At 36.4% G+C, this 18,703-nt stretch carries 25 protein-coding genes and 2 tRNA genes; 19 read left to right on the top strand and 8 right to left on the bottom strand.

What is annotated here, in order from left to right; genetic code table 11:
- Positions 1 to 70: 70 nt before the first annotated feature.
- From PHV30_00240 to PHV30_00255, 4 genes are all read right to left on the bottom strand, one after another.
- On the bottom strand, positions 71 to 1,372 hold the full coding sequence (locus PHV30_00240) for a hypothetical protein (protein MDD5455441.1): 1,302 nt from the start codon (positions 1,370 to 1,372) through the stop codon (positions 71 to 73).
- Between the two features lie 75 nt (positions 1,373 to 1,447).
- Positions 1,448 to 2,122, bottom strand: a complete 675-nt coding sequence (locus PHV30_00245; protein ID MDD5455442.1) for a L,D-transpeptidase family protein — start codon at positions 2,120 to 2,122, stop codon at positions 1,448 to 1,450.
- Positions 2,110 to 3,741 carry a methionine--tRNA ligase gene (metG, locus tag PHV30_00250; protein MDD5455443.1) on the bottom strand — a complete coding sequence of 544 codons (1,632 nt, stop codon included), beginning with the start codon at positions 3,739 to 3,741 and terminating at the stop codon, positions 2,110 to 2,112. The genes PHV30_00245 and metG overlap by 13 nt, the downstream gene beginning before the upstream one ends.
- A gap of 221 nt (positions 3,742 to 3,962) precedes the next feature.
- Positions 3,963 to 4,045: transfer RNA gene (locus PHV30_00255), tRNA-Leu, on the bottom strand.
- 89 nt (positions 4,046 to 4,134) lie between these two features.
- Here PHV30_00255 and mutT point away from each other — a divergent pair.
- The 11 genes from mutT to PHV30_00310 all read left to right on the top strand — a co-directional run bounded on the left by mutT (position 4,135) and on the right by PHV30_00310 (position 10,555).
- Positions 4,135 to 4,527: an 8-oxo-dGTP diphosphatase MutT gene (gene mutT, locus PHV30_00260; GenBank protein MDD5455444.1), complete on the top strand. Its 393-nt coding sequence runs from the start codon at positions 4,135 to 4,137 to the stop codon at positions 4,525 to 4,527.
- A gap of 29 nt (positions 4,528 to 4,556) precedes the next feature.
- Positions 4,557 to 5,045, top strand: a complete 489-nt coding sequence (locus PHV30_00265; GenBank protein ID MDD5455445.1) for a hypothetical protein — start codon at positions 4,557 to 4,559, stop codon at positions 5,043 to 5,045.
- Positions 5,046 to 5,057: 12 nt separating this feature from the next.
- Complete coding sequence (locus tag PHV30_00270) at positions 5,058 to 5,876, top strand: hypothetical protein (GenBank protein MDD5455446.1); 819 nt, start codon at positions 5,058 to 5,060, stop codon at positions 5,874 to 5,876.
- Positions 5,877 to 5,987: 111 nt separating this feature from the next.
- Complete coding sequence (gene rpmH / locus PHV30_00275) at positions 5,988 to 6,122, top strand: 50S ribosomal protein L34 (protein MDD5455447.1); 135 nt, start codon at positions 5,988 to 5,990, stop codon at positions 6,120 to 6,122.
- A gap of 10 nt (positions 6,123 to 6,132) precedes the next feature.
- Positions 6,133 to 6,477, top strand: a complete 345-nt coding sequence (gene rnpA, locus PHV30_00280; GenBank protein ID MDD5455448.1) for a ribonuclease P protein component — start codon at positions 6,133 to 6,135, stop codon at positions 6,475 to 6,477.
- Complete coding sequence (gene yidD / locus PHV30_00285) at positions 6,455 to 6,661, top strand: membrane protein insertion efficiency factor YidD (GenBank protein MDD5455449.1); 207 nt, start codon at positions 6,455 to 6,457, stop codon at positions 6,659 to 6,661. The genes rnpA and yidD overlap by 23 nt, the downstream gene beginning before the upstream one ends.
- Positions 6,662 to 6,676: 15 nt before the next feature.
- Positions 6,677 to 7,330, top strand: a complete 654-nt coding sequence (locus tag PHV30_00290) for a YidC/Oxa1 family membrane protein insertase (GenBank protein ID MDD5455450.1) — start codon at positions 6,677 to 6,679, stop codon at positions 7,328 to 7,330.
- Between the two features lie 22 nt (positions 7,331 to 7,352).
- A complete protein-coding gene (locus PHV30_00295; GenBank protein ID MDD5455451.1) occupies positions 7,353 to 7,886 on the top strand; it encodes a KH domain-containing protein in 534 nt (177 codons plus the stop codon).
- Complete coding sequence (gene mnmE / locus PHV30_00300) at positions 7,883 to 9,268, top strand: tRNA uridine-5-carboxymethylaminomethyl(34) synthesis GTPase MnmE (protein ID MDD5455452.1); 1,386 nt, start codon at positions 7,883 to 7,885, stop codon at positions 9,266 to 9,268. The genes PHV30_00295 and mnmE overlap by 4 nt, the downstream gene beginning before the upstream one ends.
- A 213-nt stretch (positions 9,269 to 9,481) precedes the next feature.
- Positions 9,482 to 9,694, top strand: a complete 213-nt coding sequence (locus PHV30_00305) for a hypothetical protein (GenBank protein MDD5455453.1) — start codon at positions 9,482 to 9,484, stop codon at positions 9,692 to 9,694.
- Between the two features lie 225 nt (positions 9,695 to 9,919).
- The gene (locus PHV30_00310; protein ID MDD5455454.1) at positions 9,920 to 10,555 is read left to right on the top strand and encodes a hypothetical protein; all 636 of its coding nucleotides are present in this window, start codon (positions 9,920 to 9,922) and stop codon (positions 10,553 to 10,555) included.
- A gap of 497 nt (positions 10,556 to 11,052) precedes the next feature.
- On the opposite strand, the gene PHV30_00315 is transcribed toward PHV30_00310, so the two are convergent.
- Positions 11,053 to 11,274: a helix-turn-helix transcriptional regulator gene (locus tag PHV30_00315; protein ID MDD5455455.1), complete on the bottom strand. Its 222-nt coding sequence runs from the start codon at positions 11,272 to 11,274 to the stop codon at positions 11,053 to 11,055.
- Positions 11,275 to 11,554: 280 nt separating this feature from the next.
- Positions 11,555 to 11,643: transfer RNA gene (locus tag PHV30_00320), tRNA-Ser, on the bottom strand.
- Between the two features lie 135 nt (positions 11,644 to 11,778).
- Here PHV30_00320 and PHV30_00325 point away from each other — a divergent pair.
- The 4 genes from PHV30_00325 to PHV30_00340 all read left to right on the top strand — a co-directional run bounded on the left by PHV30_00325 (position 11,779) and on the right by PHV30_00340 (position 15,256).
- The gene (locus PHV30_00325) at positions 11,779 to 12,423 is read left to right on the top strand and encodes a DUF47 family protein (GenBank protein MDD5455456.1); all 645 of its coding nucleotides are present in this window, start codon (positions 11,779 to 11,781) and stop codon (positions 12,421 to 12,423) included.
- A 32-nt stretch (positions 12,424 to 12,455) separates the two neighbouring features.
- Positions 12,456 to 13,445, top strand: coding sequence for an inorganic phosphate transporter (locus PHV30_00330; protein MDD5455457.1), 990 nt, complete (start codon positions 12,456 to 12,458; stop codon positions 13,443 to 13,445).
- Positions 13,446 to 13,449: 4 nt separating this feature from the next.
- Positions 13,450 to 13,908: a flavodoxin family protein gene (locus PHV30_00335; protein ID MDD5455458.1), complete on the top strand. Its 459-nt coding sequence runs from the start codon at positions 13,450 to 13,452 to the stop codon at positions 13,906 to 13,908.
- 67 nt (positions 13,909 to 13,975) lie between these two features.
- On the top strand, positions 13,976 to 15,256 hold the full coding sequence (locus tag PHV30_00340) for an AAA family ATPase (GenBank protein MDD5455459.1): 1,281 nt from the start codon (positions 13,976 to 13,978) through the stop codon (positions 15,254 to 15,256).
- A gap of 15 nt (positions 15,257 to 15,271) precedes the next feature.
- Here PHV30_00340 and PHV30_00345 read toward each other — a convergent pair whose 3' ends face one another.
- Entirely contained in the window at positions 15,272 to 15,697 is a 426-nt protein-coding gene (locus PHV30_00345; protein MDD5455460.1) for a response regulator, read from the bottom strand.
- 162 nt (positions 15,698 to 15,859) lie between these two features.
- Here PHV30_00345 and PHV30_00350 point away from each other — a divergent pair, with 162 nt between their 5' ends.
- From PHV30_00350 to PHV30_00360, 3 genes are read left to right on the top strand one after another with little or no spacing between them, the layout of a single operon-like run.
- Positions 15,860 to 16,456: a hypothetical protein gene (locus tag PHV30_00350; GenBank protein MDD5455461.1), complete on the top strand. Its 597-nt coding sequence runs from the start codon at positions 15,860 to 15,862 to the stop codon at positions 16,454 to 16,456.
- Positions 16,457 to 16,511: 55 nt separating this feature from the next.
- On the top strand, positions 16,512 to 16,883 hold the full coding sequence (locus PHV30_00355; protein ID MDD5455462.1) for an STAS domain-containing protein: 372 nt from the start codon (positions 16,512 to 16,514) through the stop codon (positions 16,881 to 16,883).
- 15 nt (positions 16,884 to 16,898) lie between these two features.
- Positions 16,899 to 17,327 carry an ATP-binding protein gene (locus tag PHV30_00360; GenBank protein ID MDD5455463.1) on the top strand — a complete coding sequence of 143 codons (429 nt, stop codon included), beginning with the start codon at positions 16,899 to 16,901 and terminating at the stop codon, positions 17,325 to 17,327.
- Here PHV30_00360 and PHV30_00365 read toward each other — a convergent pair whose 3' ends face one another.
- Positions 17,328 to 17,537 (bottom strand): hypothetical protein, encoded by a 210-nt coding sequence (locus PHV30_00365; protein MDD5455464.1) that lies wholly within the window; start codon positions 17,535 to 17,537, stop codon positions 17,328 to 17,330.
- A 178-nt stretch (positions 17,538 to 17,715) separates the two neighbouring features.
- Here PHV30_00365 and rpsB point away from each other — a divergent pair, with 178 nt between their 5' ends.
- Positions 17,716 to 18,699, top strand: a complete 984-nt coding sequence (rpsB, locus tag PHV30_00370) for a 30S ribosomal protein S2 (GenBank protein MDD5455465.1) — start codon at positions 17,716 to 17,718, stop codon at positions 18,697 to 18,699.
- Positions 18,700 to 18,703: the final 4 nt, after the last annotated feature.

Consider the following 18,703-nt stretch of genomic DNA (forward strand, 5'->3'; position numbering starts at 1 on the left):
CAAAACCAGATTATACTATAGGTTTTGTAATCTTTGAACCAAATTTTTTCTGAACAATAAAAAACAGTAATTATTCTGGGATATTATCAGGTTTTGTATAATAAATCCTGTTAGCTTTTTGATAAATGCGGTCAAGTTCTCCACGAAGATGCTTAACATAATGTTCCAGCTGGTCATCATTATAGTTATAAAACATTATTTCCAGATTTAAAGGAACGTTCTCCAGGACAGAACGCAGCAGATAATAAGAATAACCGTTTATCAATTTGGGTTCGGGGAAATTATGCTCATCATTGGTTGTATGTGTTCTGATGTGTTCTTCCAAAATGCCATGATTGGAATGAAAATGAAAATTTGCTATGTATTTTCCCGCTTCCTTACAATACGCCAACATACCTAAATAACTCATATCTTCCGCTATATTGCGATGTCCGGAGTCAAAAGTTATCTGGATTGAGTCATTTGTGCCTTCTAATAATTTTACAAAATGATCCATTTTATAACCCACGCTTTCCTGCCCCTTCTTATATCCATTTTTACCGGGCGTGGGTTGATTTTCCATGCCAATGACCACAGGTATATTATTGTCGGTTATATATTTACCCAATAATATTAAAAATTTATTGCCGTTTACGATGGCACTTTCTATTTCCTCTTCATTTTCATGTTCATCTACAAATGGCGGATGAAATGTTATGATACTGGGGAGGCCATTTTCTTTGATAGCCTGGAAATAACTGATAAATATCTTTAATAACCTTTCATGGTCCTCTGTTCTGCCCATAGATAAAAATTGGTCAATCTGTTTTGCCGAATTTGGCACTTCTGCCTTTCTGAAAATCTCATCCTTAAACGGAAAATGAAACTGAATTTTAATATCATGGTCAGTCTGAACAGTGTAGCCCTTTATTTTTGCGAACATTTCTTTGTTGTAAACGACCTTGTCACCTTCCCATCTAAACAAGCTTCCAGCTATAGATTTTTGTATTATTTTATCAATGTTTTGCTGGTCCCGGGAGTTCGGAAATATTTTTTTTAAAATATTACCCTCTTCCTCGGTTATCACTCCCATTGTGAAAAGTGTACCGGTTTCCTGATCATACCTGAATTTTTCAGATGATAAACTGTTGTAGTTATTAAAATCGGTGATTTCCGAAAGTTGTATAGAGTTTTTAGGAAATTTTTCCGGTTTTATTTCCATTCTGTCCAAATATTCGAGCACCCCTGTTTTCTTTAGCCGTTCCAATATTTCAAAACAGGTAACATGCATCGATAATACCCTGTTTGATATGACTCTTGGTTTCAACGGAATAAAGTTCTTGATTTGATTAATAAATCCGAAATCGCTAACAGCTATTACTTTAGTATACATGGGTAGTCTTATATATTATTCCCGCAAATGACGGAATTAAACGTATAAAGAGAATTTGTGTTGAGCCGCTGATTTTTATTTGTCTGCGAAAAACTCCGCGGGTTCCTGGATAATAAGAGGTTTATTTTCAGGGGTAAGCCATTTGAGCACCTTTAACAAATCACCTTCTTTCATGGAAGTGCATCCTGTTGTTGACGGTTTGGTCATAACATGCAAAAAAATCGCGCTGCCATTGCCTCTGACAACATTTTCAGTATTATAATTTATCACCACGGCGTATTTGTAATCTTTGATATTAAGCTTTTCCGCTGATTTCCACCTCCCGGATACAGGGCCTGTTTGCCAGGTGTTATATAAATCGGAAGTAGTATCATCTACCCAGAATTGATTATCGGTTACGAGACGATATTCATACTTAACACCGGGATTCGGCGCTGTTCCGAACATAAAACCGAATGAAAAAAGCCCCGCCGGGCTCATCCCGTCCCCTTCTCTTTTATTTAGGGTTATACCGTTATAACCTATACAAGCAGGCATTTCCGGAAAGGCCTGTACCCATTTATTATCAAGTTTTTCGTAGGCATAGACCCGGGCTTTGGAAATACTTTTTTTATCCTGTACAACCAGAACAAATTGTTTAGTAGCAGCTTTTAAATAATTTTTTTCGAATTGCTTGGTAAAAAAATTATCAGAGGAAAAAGCAGAAGAAACAAAAGCGATAAAAATTAGTACTCTTGTTATTTGGAACACGTTTTTTGAATCAATTTGTCTATGGCGTCTTTTTCAATTCTGTTTAATAAGTGTTCGTAGTTGTTTATCTTTTGATCAGCCAATACCTTATTATAATCACTCCAGGCATAGGAATTTTCATTGAATAAAGTCTCAACTTTTTGCACATATGAAGGTAAAACAGGCTTTAAGAAAATGGCTATAATCCTGAAAATATTTATCACAGAACTTAGTACCTTTATCGCGGCTACCTGATCTGATTTTATTAATTGCCAAGGTTGTTTTGTATCAAAATATTTATTGGCTTTTTCGGCAATACCACGAATTTCCATAATAACTTTGGCAAATTCTCTCTGTTCATAATATTCAGCTACTATCTCCCCTTTTGACTGCGCTTCCCTGATCATTTCCATGCCCTCGCTATCGGGCTCTGCCAGGTTCGCTCCTGCTTTATTGAGCATTTGTATGGAACGCGACGCCAGATTGGTTATTTTGCCGATAAGTTCGGCATTCACTTTGGAAAAAAAATCTTCCAGGCTAAGGTCAATATCATCAATTGATGAAGTCATTTTGCCGGCATAATAATAACGCAAGTATAAGGGGTTCAATAAATCCAGATAATTCCTGGCTTTGATAAAAGTACCCTTGGATTTGCTCATTTTTTCCCCATTGATAGTTAGAAAACCATGAACAAAAATCTGGTCAGGCGTCTTATATCCGACGGTTTTAAGCATGGCCGGCCAGAACAGGGTGTGAAAATAAACTATATCTTTGCCTATAAAATGATAAAGTTCTGTTCCTTCATCTTTCCAGAACTCCTTATAATCGCGACCATTTCTGGAACACCAGTTTTTCGTAGAAGAAATATAGCCTATGGGTGCATCCAGCCAAACATAGAAATATTTATATGGCATTCCCGGGATGGTAAAGCCGAAATAAGGTTCATCACGGGATATATTCCAGTCTTTTAAATCTTCTTTTAGCCACTCTTCCAGTTTATTCCTGACTTCGGGCTGGGTATGGTCTTTTATCCAGTCCTGTAAAAAAGCCTTATAGTCATTCAGCCTGAAGAACACATGCTCACTTTCTTTTTCCACTGGTTTGCTTTTACAAATGATACAATTCGCTTCTTTTAATTCTGACGTGGTATACGTCGCGCTACACACATCACAACTATCTCCATATTGATCCTTTGCCCCGCATTTAGGGCAGGTGCCTTTTACAAAGCGGTCCGGCAAAAACATTTTGTCTTTTTCACAATAAAGCTGTTTTATCTTCTTAATATCGAGGTGTTTTCCTTCTTTCATGTAGCTATAAAATTCCTCAGCAAATTCTTTATTTTCCTGGCTGTGAGTACTGTAATAATTGTCAAAGCTGATCTCGAAATCCTCAAAATCTTTTAAATGTTTCTCATGATACATAGCTATCAGTTTTTCGGGAGTAATTCCCTGTTCTCTGGCGCTTATCATAATAGGGGTACCGTGAGTGTCGTCTGCGCAAACATAGATTGCTTCGTGACCTCTCATCTTTTGAAATCTGACCCAAAAATCCGTCTGCAGGTACTCTACAAGGTGACCTAAATGTATATCACCGTTGGCGTAAGGTAAAGCAGATGTAATTAATATTTTCCTTCTTTTCATAAACCCCTCATAAATTGTAATGGTGCGAGTGGAGGGACTCGAGTCATTGCTTCGCTCGTCTATCCTGACTAGCTCGCTATGACCAAGTTCTCGTCACTTCCGCTCCCATCCTGGTCGCTTTTCCTCGCACTTGCTCGGCGTTCCTCGACTGTTCGAGTCCCGGCTTTCATTCCCATCTGCCAGCCAAGTAAGAAGCCGATTTATCAGGCGAACACGCAAGCTGGTGCGAGTGGAGGGACTCGAACCCCCATGCCGAAGCACTAGATCCTAAGTCTAGCGTGTCTACCAATTCCACCACACTCGCTTAATTCCCTTGTAGTATATCAAAAGATTATCCTTTAAACAATTCTGCTGACTTTACCAGGCCTTTCAGCCTATAATAGCTATGACTTTATGAAACCTCTTATAAAAGTAACAGCGGCAATTATCCTTAAAAATAACAAGGTCCTTATAGCCCAGCGAAAACAGGACGACCCATTTAAATTAAAATGGGAATTCCCGGGAGGGAAAATTGAAAAGGATGAAACTCCTGAAAAATGTCTAAACCGGGAATTAACTGAAGAACTTGGCATATCTGCTGAGATCGGAGAATTATTCCTGCGGGTTTTTCATTCATATCCGGACTTTGACATAGAACTTCTTGCCTATCAGGTGAATAAATTTTCCAACAAACCAAAAAACAATACACACCAAAAATTGAGCTGGGTAGCTGTCGGTAATTTGCCTGCTTTTGATTTTCTGGAAGCTGACATTCCTGTTATAAAAAAACTTCAATCAATACATTAAAAAATATCGATACATAATATGGTCCTTTAATGCCGATATTAATTTCTACGATGAACACTCTAAGTGTATCTATTGTCAACAATGTAATTTCTTTACCGGATAATCATGGTGGATCACCCGCCCTGTCTTGTGGTATGATAAACCGCAAGAAAAAAACCTTTGGGATTCTTCATAAATATTTGGGATTTTTCTCATCCCTTTACGATAATATTTATAAAGGTTCTAAAAAAGGGGTGGATGACATGAGAGCTAGAGTAAATCACAAAAATAATAAAAAAGAGGGTTTCGTAGACAAAAGTTTCTGGAATGAATTCAAACAAAGAGGTTTCAAGGTAGATGAAGCATGCGACGGCAGCTTCCATAAGGATATCAAAAAAGCCAGGTTTCACAAAAAAACAACCGACACTTATGAGTTAACTTATGATGATAATACAAAGTTTAATATTGTTTCCGCTAAAGTTTTTATGAAAACCGTGTCTCAAATTGAAGGCCTTGTAAAGTACAAGCTGTTTAAATAAGATAGGGGATTTATGATTTTACCGGTTTCGAGTAATAGTGTTTCTTCCGGCTATGTGTGGAGCAATAACTCCGTAAGGAACATTGACCCTGCGGATTCCTTTAATCTCACCAACTACAATCCGGTCAAGACGAGGAATAATCCCAATGTCAACCGCGAAGTTCGGGGTTTCTCGGTCCAAATCCATAACATTCCTGAAGTGCTGCAATGGCTGGCTAAAAAAATAGAAAAAGACTTTAAGGTTAAAATTTATAATTCGGATATTCCTTTTGATGAGGAAGAATTAAAAATAATTTATTACACACTTGGGCAAATACCGCCTGAAGACTTGGCGGGAGTTCATTCGATTGTAAAAAACAGAGGACTGCAGTTAAACCTGCAAAGTGCGCCGGCCGGAGTATTTACAAAATATCATAACAATAAAGTATATGGTGCCTATGATAAAGACAATAAACGTATTTTCCTTTTTGAACTGGATAAACCGTCCCAGGTGGAAAATGTCGTAAAACATGAAGTGGGCCACGCAGTTCATAGTTATAATATGAAATTTGAAGAATTCTATGTGTTTATGCTGAGAAGCGGCTGGGATGTAGCCTATCATGAACAGAAATTCATTCCCGGCAATCAGTTGTATAATATAGGATTAAGCAAAGTTATGCTGACCAAAGAAGAGGCTCTGGAACAAGTCAAATTTTTTGATTGGGATTCCATAAAAAACAAACAAGACCGTTACGGTAAATATGTTTTGATTGCGCCCGAAGGCAAAAAAGACCTCTATGCCTACAAAAATCCCTTTGAAACTTTCGCTGTTTTCTACGAAAAATCAATATAAACCATCTTTTTTCCGCTTATCTATAAATAGTTGTTGACCTTTACTAGGCCCTGAATTTATAATTTAAGGACTAAATTTTTGAATTAGTATATTATTTTTAGGAGGCATAGTTTGAAAAGGACGTTTCAGCCAAATAGCAGAAAAAGAAGCAAAACTCATGGTTTTCTGGTGCGCATGCAGACCCATAATGGTCAGAATGTAATTAAAGCTAGAAGAAAAAAAGGAAGGACTAGATTAGCTGCCTAAGCTGTTTTCTTTGAATAAGAACCTTAAACTTAAAACAAGTAAAGAATACGCTGATACATTAAATCATGGTAAAAAGTTAACAGGAAAAGGGCTTGTTATCTATTTTAAACAATCAGAACAACTAAAAGTAGGAATAATAGCCAGTAAAAAAGTAGACAAACTAGCTGTAGGGCGTAATAAAATAAAAAGAACGGTGAGAGAAATTTTCAGGTTAAACAAACCGTTTGTGGTTGGGGACTATGTAATCATCGCCAAATCTAGCATACTGAAAATGAGTTACCGTGACATAAAAGAAGATTATGAGAATATTTTAAATAGAATAGACCAAAAAAATGTTAAGACTAATTATAATTAAAATCCTGCGTTCCTATCAATTTTTGTCTGCGTTCACTATTAAAAAATGCAGATTCATGCCGACTTGTTCCGAATATTCAATACTAGCCCTGGAAAAATATGGATTATTTCAAGGCTTAAAAAAATCTGTGATACGTATCAGCAAATGCCATCCCTGGAATCCTGGCGGATACGATCCGGTATAGTATAAGGAGTTAGCTATGCATCCTATTAAATATCTGGTTGACCACATGATGCTTCCCATACTGCAATTTTTTTATCAGTTTTCCGGAAATTACGGGACAGCTATTATACTGCTTACCATCACTTTAAAATTAATATTATTCCCCCTAACTGTGAAACAAACAAAATCAATGTCGGAAATGAAAAATATTCAACCGAAAATGAAGGAAGTACAGACGAAATATAAAGATAACCCGCAAATGATGCAGATGAAAATCATGGAATTATATAAAGAACATAAGGTAAATCCGTTTGGAGGTTGCCTGCCTACCCTTATTCAGCTACCGTTTTTTATAGCTATATTTGTAAGCTTGTCCAGTCCTCAATTTAAAAGTTTAATAACTGCCGAAGGGGCCAAGGCTACTTTCTTCTGGATTAACAATCTCGGTGGTCCGGACAAAACCATGATATTACCTTTGCTTGTAGCTCTTTCAACCTATTATTCACAAATGACCATGAGTCCCGGACTTTCCAAAGATGACCCTCAAATGAAAATGTTTGCCTATATGCCTTTTTTGATGTTTTTCATTGCTATGAGCATGCCCAGCGGGGTACTGATTTACTGGGCATTGTCTCAATTTATTACAGCTGTTCAGCAATACTTTCTGAATTTGAAGCCAATAAAAAAATAACTTTTTGAAAGGAGATATTAATATGGGTTTATTTGACATTTTTAAAGGATCGGAAGAAAAAACAGAAAACAATCAGATTTCGGAGGATTCCGGAAACACCATCAATGATGATATGCATAACATCGCTAAAGATACGTTAACTGAAATTTTAGACCTGATGGGATTTTTTAATGTAGTAAAAATACTGAATTTTGATACAACTTTTGTATCGCTGGAAATCAAAGGAGATGATTTGGGCAGGATAATAGGCAAAGAAGGCAACACCTTATATGCTCTGCAATATTTATTAAAAAATATATTAAGTAAAAAATATAAACGTCCTGTTAACGTACAGTTAGATGCCAATAATTACAGGGAAAAAAGAACTAACTCTATAACCAATATGGCTCTTGAAGCCGCACAAAAAGCTATAGCTGAAAACAGAGAGATTTTGATGCCAGCCATGAACGCCTGGGAACGCAGGATAGTTCATACCACTCTGATGGAAAATGGTAAAGTCAAAACAGAAAGCATAGGCAGAGAACAGGACAGAAAAGTTATTGTCTCTCCAAAATGACCCTGGCTCCTTTTGCTGACACTATAGCGGCTATTTCCACACCGTTGGGGATTGGGGGAATAGCTGTTATAAGGATCAGCGGTCCTGATACTGTAAAAATTGTTAAACAGGTTAGCTCCCTGAATAAACCTGTTCCTAATCAGATTCGTTTTACATCTTTTTTTAGTCCTGATAAAAATAAAATAGATGAAGGGCTGCTTTCATTTTTTAAAGGGCCTTTTTCTTTTACCGGCGAAGACATGGCTGAACTCAACTGCCATGGAGGGTATGTGGTTGCTCAAAAGCTTATAGATACGCTCCTTCGGCTAGGCGCCAGGCAGGCAGACAAAGGCGAGTTTACCATGCGGGCTTTTATTAACGGCAAAATAGATCTGATGCAGGCCGAGTCGGTGATCGATTTAATTGAGGCCAAAACAGAAAAAGCTTCCGGCATTTTCGTCCATCAGCTGGAAGGCAGATTGTCCAAAAAAATTCAGACTATCCGCGAGCAGTTACTCAAACTTATAAGTCATCTTGAGGTTCATCTTGATTATCCTGAAGAAGAAGATTTAAAAAAACCCTCTGACTATGCAAATATTATTAAGGACCTGGTCAGCCGAATAGACCACTTGTTAGCTACATATAACACCGGCCGGCTGCTCAAAGAGGGCATTTTAACGGTTATAGCAGGTGCGCCAAATGTCGGTAAATCCAGCCTTCTTAACGCGCTTTTAAAAGATAACCGGGCAATAGTAACTGATATTCCCGGGACAACCAGAGATACAATCGAGGAATGGATGCAATTGGAAGGTATCCCCTTTAAATTTGTGGATACTGCCGGTTTGCGGAACAGCCAGAATAAAATAGAAATAATCGGTATGGGCAAAACTAAAAAATTAATAAACAAGGCTGATCTGGTTTTATTGATGTTAGATGCCGGAAGAGATCTGAATAAAGATGACCAGGCCATTTTAAAAAAACTTGATCCTAAAAAAACCGTCGTTATTATCAACAAAATTGATCTTCCTAAAAATTGCTCGAAAAAAATTACCGAGCTCCCCTCCCTGAAATTTTTTTCTTCTAATATTTATCAGTTATCGGTTAAAAAAAGAAAAGGGCTGACAGCTCTGGAAAAAGGCCTGGTCAAATTCGCTCAAAAAAATTTTCTGACAGCTAGCGAACAAAAGGACGCGATTATCAGTAATGACAGACAAAAAGAACAGCTCATCAGCGCTAAAAAAACTTTATCCTCGGCTTTGAAATCAATAAAAAAGGGCCTTTCCGAGGACCTCTGGTTGATTGATCTCCGTCTGGCATTAAGCACCCTAGGCTCCATAATCGGTGAAGATATCAGCGAAGAAGTGCTAAATGATATTTTTTCCAGATTTTGCGTGGGAAAGTAAAAAATGGCGGGCGCTTTGCGCCAAAATCCGAATGGAATGGGCCTAAACGGGCGCGGCTGGGGCACTCCGCGGGGCAGCCGCGCCCTCGAGTGACGACTACGACGATTTCAAGGTTTTCGGGTCAGCGTTGCTGACCTGTTGGCTCTCGGGGAGAGCCAAACCCTTGCGGCAAATTCTTTTGAATTTCTTGAAGTCCTCAGTATACTAAAAGGTATGACAAACCTCCCACAAGTTGTATCTAATATTCCCCCGTCCGTTCAATGGCTCATCGACACCATTTGTAACGAAATCGAGCACGGCAAGAAACTCACCTACTGGAATATCGGCAAGCATATCAAGGAACATAATACCTTCAAAAAAGGATGTCAGAATTTAACAATCTCAGAAGAAAAGAAGCATACCAAAATCGATTTGAAAGATATCTAAAAGAATTGAACAGCGAAAACAAATGGAAGTTGCTTGATGAGTTTTTTCAAAAGAACCTAGATCAAATCGATGTTTTAAATGAGCAGAAGATGAATGAAAGCATAAACAATTTACTTCAAGACATATATTCAAATTAGATTGGCTGGTCAGTTGGCGCTCTAAGAGAGCCAAAACCTTGTGTAAATTCTTTTGATTTATTTGAGCTGGGAGTATAATCAAATGAGAATGACAGGCATTAAATATGTAATTGAACATTATCCAGCGGTAATTGCAATACTTGGCACTTTGTCTGGACTTGTTTCGGTGTTACTGGGTGCAATAATATCAGCAAATGGAAATAAGATAAAACAGAAAGAGTTACAGCTTACAGAACAACAATTTATCTCGGACAAAAAACATCAGATCTCAAAGGAAAAGTATCAGAAATTGTTTAAGGAAAGGATTGAGGTTTACAAACAAATATTTATTGAGCTTAAGAAACTAAGTAAAAACCTGCGTGTTGTAGGGAATGCCCTATATAGGGTTGATCAATTTGGTTGTGATAGAACCGAAGTAATCACCACAGAAAAGGTTAACGTAAAGACTTTGCAAACCCTTTTCAAATTAATTGAGGATAATAGTTTTTTGATTTCAGAAAAAACCCTTGAGTTAGTTAAGGGTCTTGAAGATTTTTACTGGAAATACAGAGCTGAAACGGATTCTTTGTATGATGTAGGGGCAATTGGCCCTGATGATATTGATGATGCGATAGAAAGCGATCATAAGAAATTTTATGAGGAACAGGTCAACAGAATAAAAGAGTTCTATATACAGATCGAACAAGAAATATCATCAATGAAAAAGGATATGGGGTTTAACTGATAACAACGGGTGCAATATTCGTTACAATCTATTATCAAGAGCAGTGTTCGAATTAAGCATTTACCTGCTGACACTTGAGTAATATTAGTTGAAGGAATAAAGTATATAATATGGATGCAGCAATAATTAAAATATTTTTTTGCATCGCTTATATAAAGGGCCTTATGCCTTCGCCTATCGTTTTATTAGTACTATTAGGGCTTGTATTATTTTACCCTCTTCGAAACAATAAAAGAGTTCTATTTCGAATATTGACTTGGGCATTTTTTGTTCCACTATCGTTTAACTTAATGACTATGTCTGCTGGACTAACCTATAATGAGACCGAAAGTAGACTTATATCGCTTATTGTTTCTTTAGTAGTAGGCGTCATATATATTGCGGCACCACTTTTAATTAATAGACTACAAAAATTTAAGCTTAAATTTATTGTTATTGGCGTATTATTAATATTCATTTTGGTTATCCCTGTATTCATCAAGTATGTGTTTTAAGGTTTAGCTAAGAAAATTTTCACATTTTTTTTTATAAATCTTAGCAAAATCCATCATTTCAATGACATCTAGACGACGTTCTCCAGATTCTATTTTAGAAATGTATGATTGTGGTTTATTTAACAAGAGGGCAACATCAATTTGCTTTAGATTAGCCTCACTTCTAGCTTGTTTAAGCCTATCAATAAGCTTTAAGTACTTTTCTTTATAAATTGTTTTAGCCATAAATAGTTTGAAACCCCGATAATTTTATGATATATTCCAAATCAGGATATACCATAATGGAATATTAACTCAATGCGCAAAATTTTGCTTTTCTTCAAAATGAAATTCGAGCCGATTTTTCGTGACGTAGCTAAAAACTTAGACAGGAGCAAGGTGAGATAGTGGGCTGGCTTGCCGAGTCGAAGCTTTGCGACAACTATCTTTTACTTGTCCGCCTTCACTATGTTTCGGCGTGACAGTCTTCGCTAATCTCCTCGACTTCTCGTCGCTAAGCGAAGACTGGCGGAGAGAGAGGGATTCGAACCCTCGATACCTTGCGGTAAACCACCTTTCCAGAGTGGCGCCATAGACCAACTAGGCGATCTCTCCTTAATCGAATAAAGGCAATTATATCAACGAATACTTCTATTTGCTATAATATTTTTGCCACTTGGACAGAAAATACCTTGGCAAATAAACAACCTGTTCAAAATTAACAACAGCATGCTAAAATTAGCACGGATTATGAAATTTAACATCTTTGATTTTTTACTACCCAGAGAAACCAAATTTTTTCATTACATGCTGGACCACGCGAACTGCTTTGCAGAAGCATCAGTGCTTTTCAGAGACCTGTTAGCTAATCTGGAAACTATGAAAGAAGACGAAAAAAAATTGCTGCTTTTATCAATTAAAGAATGCGAAAGCCGCGGGGATTCCATAGAAAAGAAAATGATCGATGAACTGAATCAGACTTTCATCACCCCGATCGATCGGGAAGATATTCACACTCTTGCTATTAAACTCGACAGAGCTATTGATATTTTGAACAATCTTGCTAAAAAAATAGATATTTATAAAATCAATAAAGTCCCAAGTAATGCAAACAAATTCGCTGATATTATTATTGCAATCGGACAATTAATGGTTTTACTCATCAAAGAACTGGAAAACAAAAGAAATGTCGAACAGATACAGGTAAAAATGCACTTTCTGGAAAATGAAGCTGACGACCTGTTTCATACTTCCATAGCAGAGTTGTTTAGCCTGAAACATGCACCAATTGATATTATCCGTTACAAAGAATTATATGAACATCTTGAGTCTATTGTGGACGCGGTAGACTATGTAGGCAAAATTATTCGCGGCATTAAAGTAAAACAAGCTTAACAGATTGTTAAGTGAAAAATGTTAGGTGTTAAATGTTGACTCTCGTTATTATTATTGTCGTTTTCGCTTTGATTTTCGATTTCATTAACGGTTTTCATGATGCCGCTAATGCAATTTCAACAATTGTCGCTTCCAAAACTTTAACACCCTTACAAGCTGTCTTTCTGGCTGGTATCTCAAACTTTATCGGTTATTTCACTTTCGGTACCGCTGTAGCAAAAATGGTGGGAAAAGGTGTGGTAAATATTGATTTCATAACCTTACACATAATATTGGCAACTATTGTCGGGGCAATTATCTGGAACCTGATTACCTGGTTTTTTGGTATACCCACATCCAGCAGCCACGCTTTGATAGGAGCCTTGATAGGCGCAGGGATAGCTTCCGCTGGGATCCAGGTTATAATTGTCAGCGGGCTAATGAAGATCTTTCTATTTATTTTTATAGCACCTTTATTGGGAATGCTCGGTTCAATTGTTTTTACCATAATTATTATTCGATTAGCAAAAAAGTTAAAACCACAAAAAGCTACAAAAATATTTAAAAGATTGCAACCGATAGCTACAACATTTTATAGTATCGGGCACGGCACCAATGATGCGCAAAAAACTATGGGTATAATAGCTTTAACTTTGTATACCTCTGGAATAAATAAATCTTTCATAATAAATGATTGGGTGGTGTTGGCTTGTTATAGTGCAATCTCTATGGGAACTCTGTTCGGAGGTTGGAGAATTGTTAAAACCATGGGAACAAATATAATAAAAATCCGCCAGATGGAAGGCTTTTGTGCCGATACAGCCGCTGCTTTTGTTTTGTTAGGTACAGCGCATGCGGGAATACCGGTAAGTACAACCCATGTTATTGCCGGTTCAATTATGGGTGTTGGAACTGTTGAACATGTGAATAATGTACGCTGGATCACAGCCAGACAAATAATATGGGCCTGGTTGATTACAATTCCAATTGCGGCTCTTTTTTCCAGCATCACCTATTTTCTGTTTTCCTTTTTTATTCAGTAGTGTCATGAATATCCTGATTATTTACAAATCTGTTCATCATAAAAATACTGAAAAACTTGCACAGGTTCTTGCCGAACAACTGAAAGCCGACCTAAAACAACCGCAAGAAGTGAAAGCGGAACAGCTAAGTTCTTACGATATTATAGGGTTCGGTTCTGGGGTCTTTTTCAGCCAATTGCATCAAGACCTTTTAAAATTGGTTAAATATCTGCCTGAATTAAACAAAAAAGTGTTCATATTTTCGACCCGAGGAACTGTTGTTGATTTTTTTTATCACTCCTCTCTAAAAAGTCTATTAAGAAACAAAGGCGCAGAACTTGTCGGGGAATTTTCGTGTAGAGGATATGATACATTTGGATTATGGAAATTTTTCGGTGGAATTGCCAAGGGTCACCCTGATACAAAAGATATTAAATTAGCCATTAATTTCGCTGAAACATTAAAAAGTAAATTAAAAGTTTAAAAATTCTTTTGATAATGTAAAATTCTAGGTTATGATTATAGGCATAACTGATCACCCGGTATAAAAAATGATTATAAAAAAAATCAGGATAAAAAATTATAAATCTATTTATAATTCAGGCCTTATCGAAGTTGGGGCATTAAACTGTTTAATAGGCAAGAATAACTCAGGCAAATCAGCGTTCCTGGAAGCCATACATAAAATTAATCCTTATTTACCATCCTCTTCAGCCAGCCTTTATGATATTCTTGACGCCCCTAAAAACAAAACAGATTTTGTTAATGAATCCACAGTTATTGTTGAGGCGGAATTCGAACTCTCCAAGGAAGAAACTGAAATTATTTACCTGAAATTCGGAAATCATTGCTTAAAATCAAACCTAATAAAAATTACTAAAAACTACAGCAATCAGTTTGTTTGGGATTTTGAGGTTGATGAGAACGTTTATATCAATCATATTATTTTTAAACGTCAATTACCTGTAGAATTTGGCAACCTGCTCAAAGATATCGCTACTATTGAAGAATGCCTGACAGAGGCCAGAAAATTCGAGAACCCGCCTAAAACAGTTACATCCTTTATTAATCAACTGGAAATTCTGCAACTCCGGTCTATGAAAGAAGAAATAATAGATGGATATCTTTCCTCTTTCCTGCCTAAAATTCATTATTTAAAAACCATACCTGATTTTAATAATAATCTTTCTCTTAAATACATTAATAAAGATCTTTATAGCGATATGAACAAGGAGAGCGTCAATCCGTCGACCGCTTTTTGTAAGCTTATAAATGCTGATATTGATGAATTAATTTTCGGAGATGCTACAGAGGTGAAACTAAAGCTGGAACAAATGGCCGACCAGATTAATAATGAGCTGTTTCATTTATTCCCCGATTTCAAATCATACAGACTTCGCTTTGATAACAAGTACATTGTTGTTGATAACAACATAGTAGACTCAATGTTTAAAATTTTTGTAATTGATACATCTAATAATGTTGAAATCCCTATAGAAAAATTCAGCAGTTCGTTTGTCTATATCCTATCTTTTATAAGTACTTTACAGTTCTTTAAATTTAAAAGTAAAAACACAATAGTCCTAACAGAAAATCCCGCGCTTATTTTGCACCCTGAAAATCAAAAAATTTTCAGAGAAATAATGGAAACAAAAACATCCGAGCAATTCCAGATTTTTTATACCACCCATTCTCCCTTTATGCTTAATAAAAATTCTAAAAATATCTATGCTGTTTATCATTCCGCCCAAGATGGAACAACGGTTACCCAAAACGTTGATAAGAAAAATGATGACGGAACGTTAAGGTTGCTGGATTTTGCTGAGATTTAAAAATCTTGAGGTGTTTTAGTTTTTAAATATTCTTCTCAAAACTACGTAAAAAGTTTCTTTTCTGAACGGTTTGACAATATAATAATGTGCACCCATCTGCATTGCCTGTATCACTCTGTTCTTGTCTCCAAGAGCTGAAACCATTACTATCTTTGTTTTTGGCTTCATTTTCACCAATTCTGGCAAAACGGCAAGCCCGTCTTTCTTGGGCATAGTTATATCAAGGGTAATCAGGTCCACATCTTCTGTTATTTTATTCAAAACATCAATAATTTCCTCACCATTGCTGGCTGAACCTAAAATATTAAACCCGAAATCACTCAATGTTCGGCTGACTATCTTAACCATAGCCATGGAATCATCTACAATAACGGCAGTTAAGGGTTGACCATTTTCCTTGGTCCCAATATATTGTATTTCATCGTTAGTATTGATTAACATCGTTTCCCCTCTGTTTAGAATATATATTTTTTATAGGTTAACATTAAATTTCATATTTTGTCTACATTCTGGAGCATTAAAATTCTTAAAAATTTGATATATTAAAATTTAATAAAGTATGTGCTATGATTAGGTAAATTTCGATAAAATTCATAAAATAAAATGAAAAAAATATTATTCCTGCTTTTTTTAATTGTCCTATCCTCATCCTTTGGTTTCGTGCATCCCAGACAAGTTAAAATAAAAACCCTTGCAGAGATGCAAAAAGAACAAATGAATAAACGTATTTTAAGTTCCTATTCTGTCTTTGCCTTATCCGCCGGCAACCTGTTTTATCCGGGCTTTTCCATACAGGAAGGATTTTATAGCCTTGAGTACGGCCTTATAACCAAAGATTTATTCAGTTATAAATTCAGTTTAGGAGCAGGTTCCAACAAGGATAGCGCCGGCAACATTATGAAAACTTATCCGCTGGATTTTGACATTTTAGTCGGTTATGGGATTATGTCTCGAATTGATACTTATTTGGGAGCGGGAGCGGGCTATACAATAATTCAGGATTATATCAATAAACAGGGACTTAATTACCATTTTATCGGAGGTCTTAACTTTTCTCTTTCCCAACAGTCTTCTTTTTTTATTGAATACAAAAGATATTTTCTAAATATAGATGCTGTTGATTTAAATTCCGAATTACTGAAATTCGGGTTTACTTTTAAATTCTATCCTCAGGCTAATACAATAAATGGTGAAAACTAGTTATTCATATCCTTATATGATATGATAAAATAAAATAAAAAGGGGTGGTGATTAAATGGTTCTTGATTTAAATGTGTCCATGAGAGAGAAAAACAATATACCGATTATAGACCTGGAGGGTGAGATTGACGTTTATACCTATCCAAAGTTAAGTGATGCCTTGAAAATAATTTTTGAGAAATATCCAAGCACTAAAGATTTGATAATTAACCTGGGGAATGTTCGTTATATAGACAGTACCGGGTTGGGCGTAATTGCCAATGGGGCCAGTCAAATCTCAAAAATATCCAACGGTTATGTTACTATCATCAATGCAACCCCGCAAATACGAAAAATATTTGATGTGTCAGGTCTGATATCGACGAACTTTAATCTTTATGACAATGAAGATACAGCTCTAAATCAAATCAACAGCAAGAACAGTTAAAAAGGAGGGGCCAGCATGGTTGAACCGATAAAAATTGAGTTATCTATCCCCAGTTTATCTGATTACGTAGGAGTAGCTCGTTTGGCTGCCTCCGGTATTGCAAATCGTATGAAGTTTACTCATGAGGATATTGAAGATATAAAGATCGCTGTTTCTGAAGCTTGCACCAATGCCGTGCAATATGCCTACGGAGACAAAATTGGGGAAATTAAAATTATTTTCCTCATCCACGATGACTTTCTGGAGATAAAGGTTGTCGATCACGGAAGAGGATTTGAGGTAAATGAACAGTCTGAAAATAATTTATCTGACCCCGATAAAATCGGACTGGGACTGGGAATTGTATTCATGCGCAGTTTAATGGACAAAGTCACCCATACCTCTACGCCGGACAAGGGAACTGAAGTCATTATGATCAAAAAACTCCCTGTCAAAAATGACTGATTAGTCCATAGCTTTAATGTTAGTTGTTATTGGTCTTCTTAATTTAATCGCAATTGGTATAGGAACCATGCTGATTAATCTCTCCGAAGGAGAGTCTATTATAAGCATGGTTTCTTTCTGGATAGGCATAGTAATAATCATTGGTAGTTTGTATTTTTTCGGACTTTCCATCTTTGCTCCAAACATAGCGGGAATATCATAAATTTTCATTAAAAATTTAATACCTCACTATTGGCGAATTAAGCCTGCCGTGCTAAACTATGACCTAATTTTTTAAAGCTCTAAGGAGCTAAATACACATATTTACCCTTTGTTAAATAGCGTGTGGCAAAAATTGCTGCTGTTTAAACCAGGTAAATAGAGGAAAAACAAAATCGGAGGTTTTTAAATGACAGAGAAAAATGTAACGGAAGAAATTAAGGAAAACGAAAAGGAACAGGAAAAGGTTGCAAAAAAAGAAGCAGTACCCAGTATAGCTCCCAAAAAAATCATCCCGGAAAAAGTCGTTTCCATGAGGCAACTCCTGGAAACCGGAGTTCATTTCGGGCATCAGACCAGACGCTGGAACCCAAAAATGAAACCTTATATTTATACTTCACGTAATGATATACATGTTATAGATTTACAAAAAACATTGGTTTATATTAATAAAGCTTATGATTTTATCAAGGAAAAAGTTTCCAAAGGCGCTACAATTTTATTTATCGGCACCAAAAAACAGGCACAATCCGCAATAGAAGAAGAAGCAAAGCGTTGTGGTATGCCCTATGTCAGCAACCGCTGGCTGGGTGGAATGCTTACGAATTTCGAAACAATAAAAAAATCAGTAAATAGAATGAAAGAAATAGAAACCTGGAAAGAAAACGGCTTGTTTGATTCATTGGCTATTAAAGAACAGTCTGTATTATCAAAAAAATGCAGTAAAATTCAGTTCCATCTTAATGGCATGAGAGAAATGGTCAAATTGCCGGACATAGTCTTTATCGTAGATACAAAAAAAGAAGAAATTGCCGTTCATGAAGCTAATGTTTTAAAAATTCCTATTGTCGGCATTGTAGATACTAACTGTGATCCGGATTTAATAAACCATCCTATCCCAGCTAATGATGATGCAATTAGAACAATTAAGCTTCTGGCCAGTATAATTGCCAATGCTGTGCTGGAAGGAAAGAAGCTTCTGCCTGTGACCGGCGACGAAGCAATAACCAAAGAACTGGAAAATGTTTTAGTTTCTGCTGCGCCTGAGGCATCTGTGCCAGCCGAAACTGCTGCAGCACCTTTGGCTGAGGAAGTGCCTATGGACCAGGATGACTTTGAAAAAAGTCTTGAATTACAGGAAATGTATGAAGACATGAATGTAGTGGAGGATTAAGCAA

It is taken from the genome of Candidatus Margulisiibacteriota bacterium (assembly GCA_028715625.1).
Taxonomy (GTDB): domain Bacteria; phylum Margulisbacteria; class Riflemargulisbacteria; order GWF2-35-9; family GWF2-35-9; genus JAQURL01.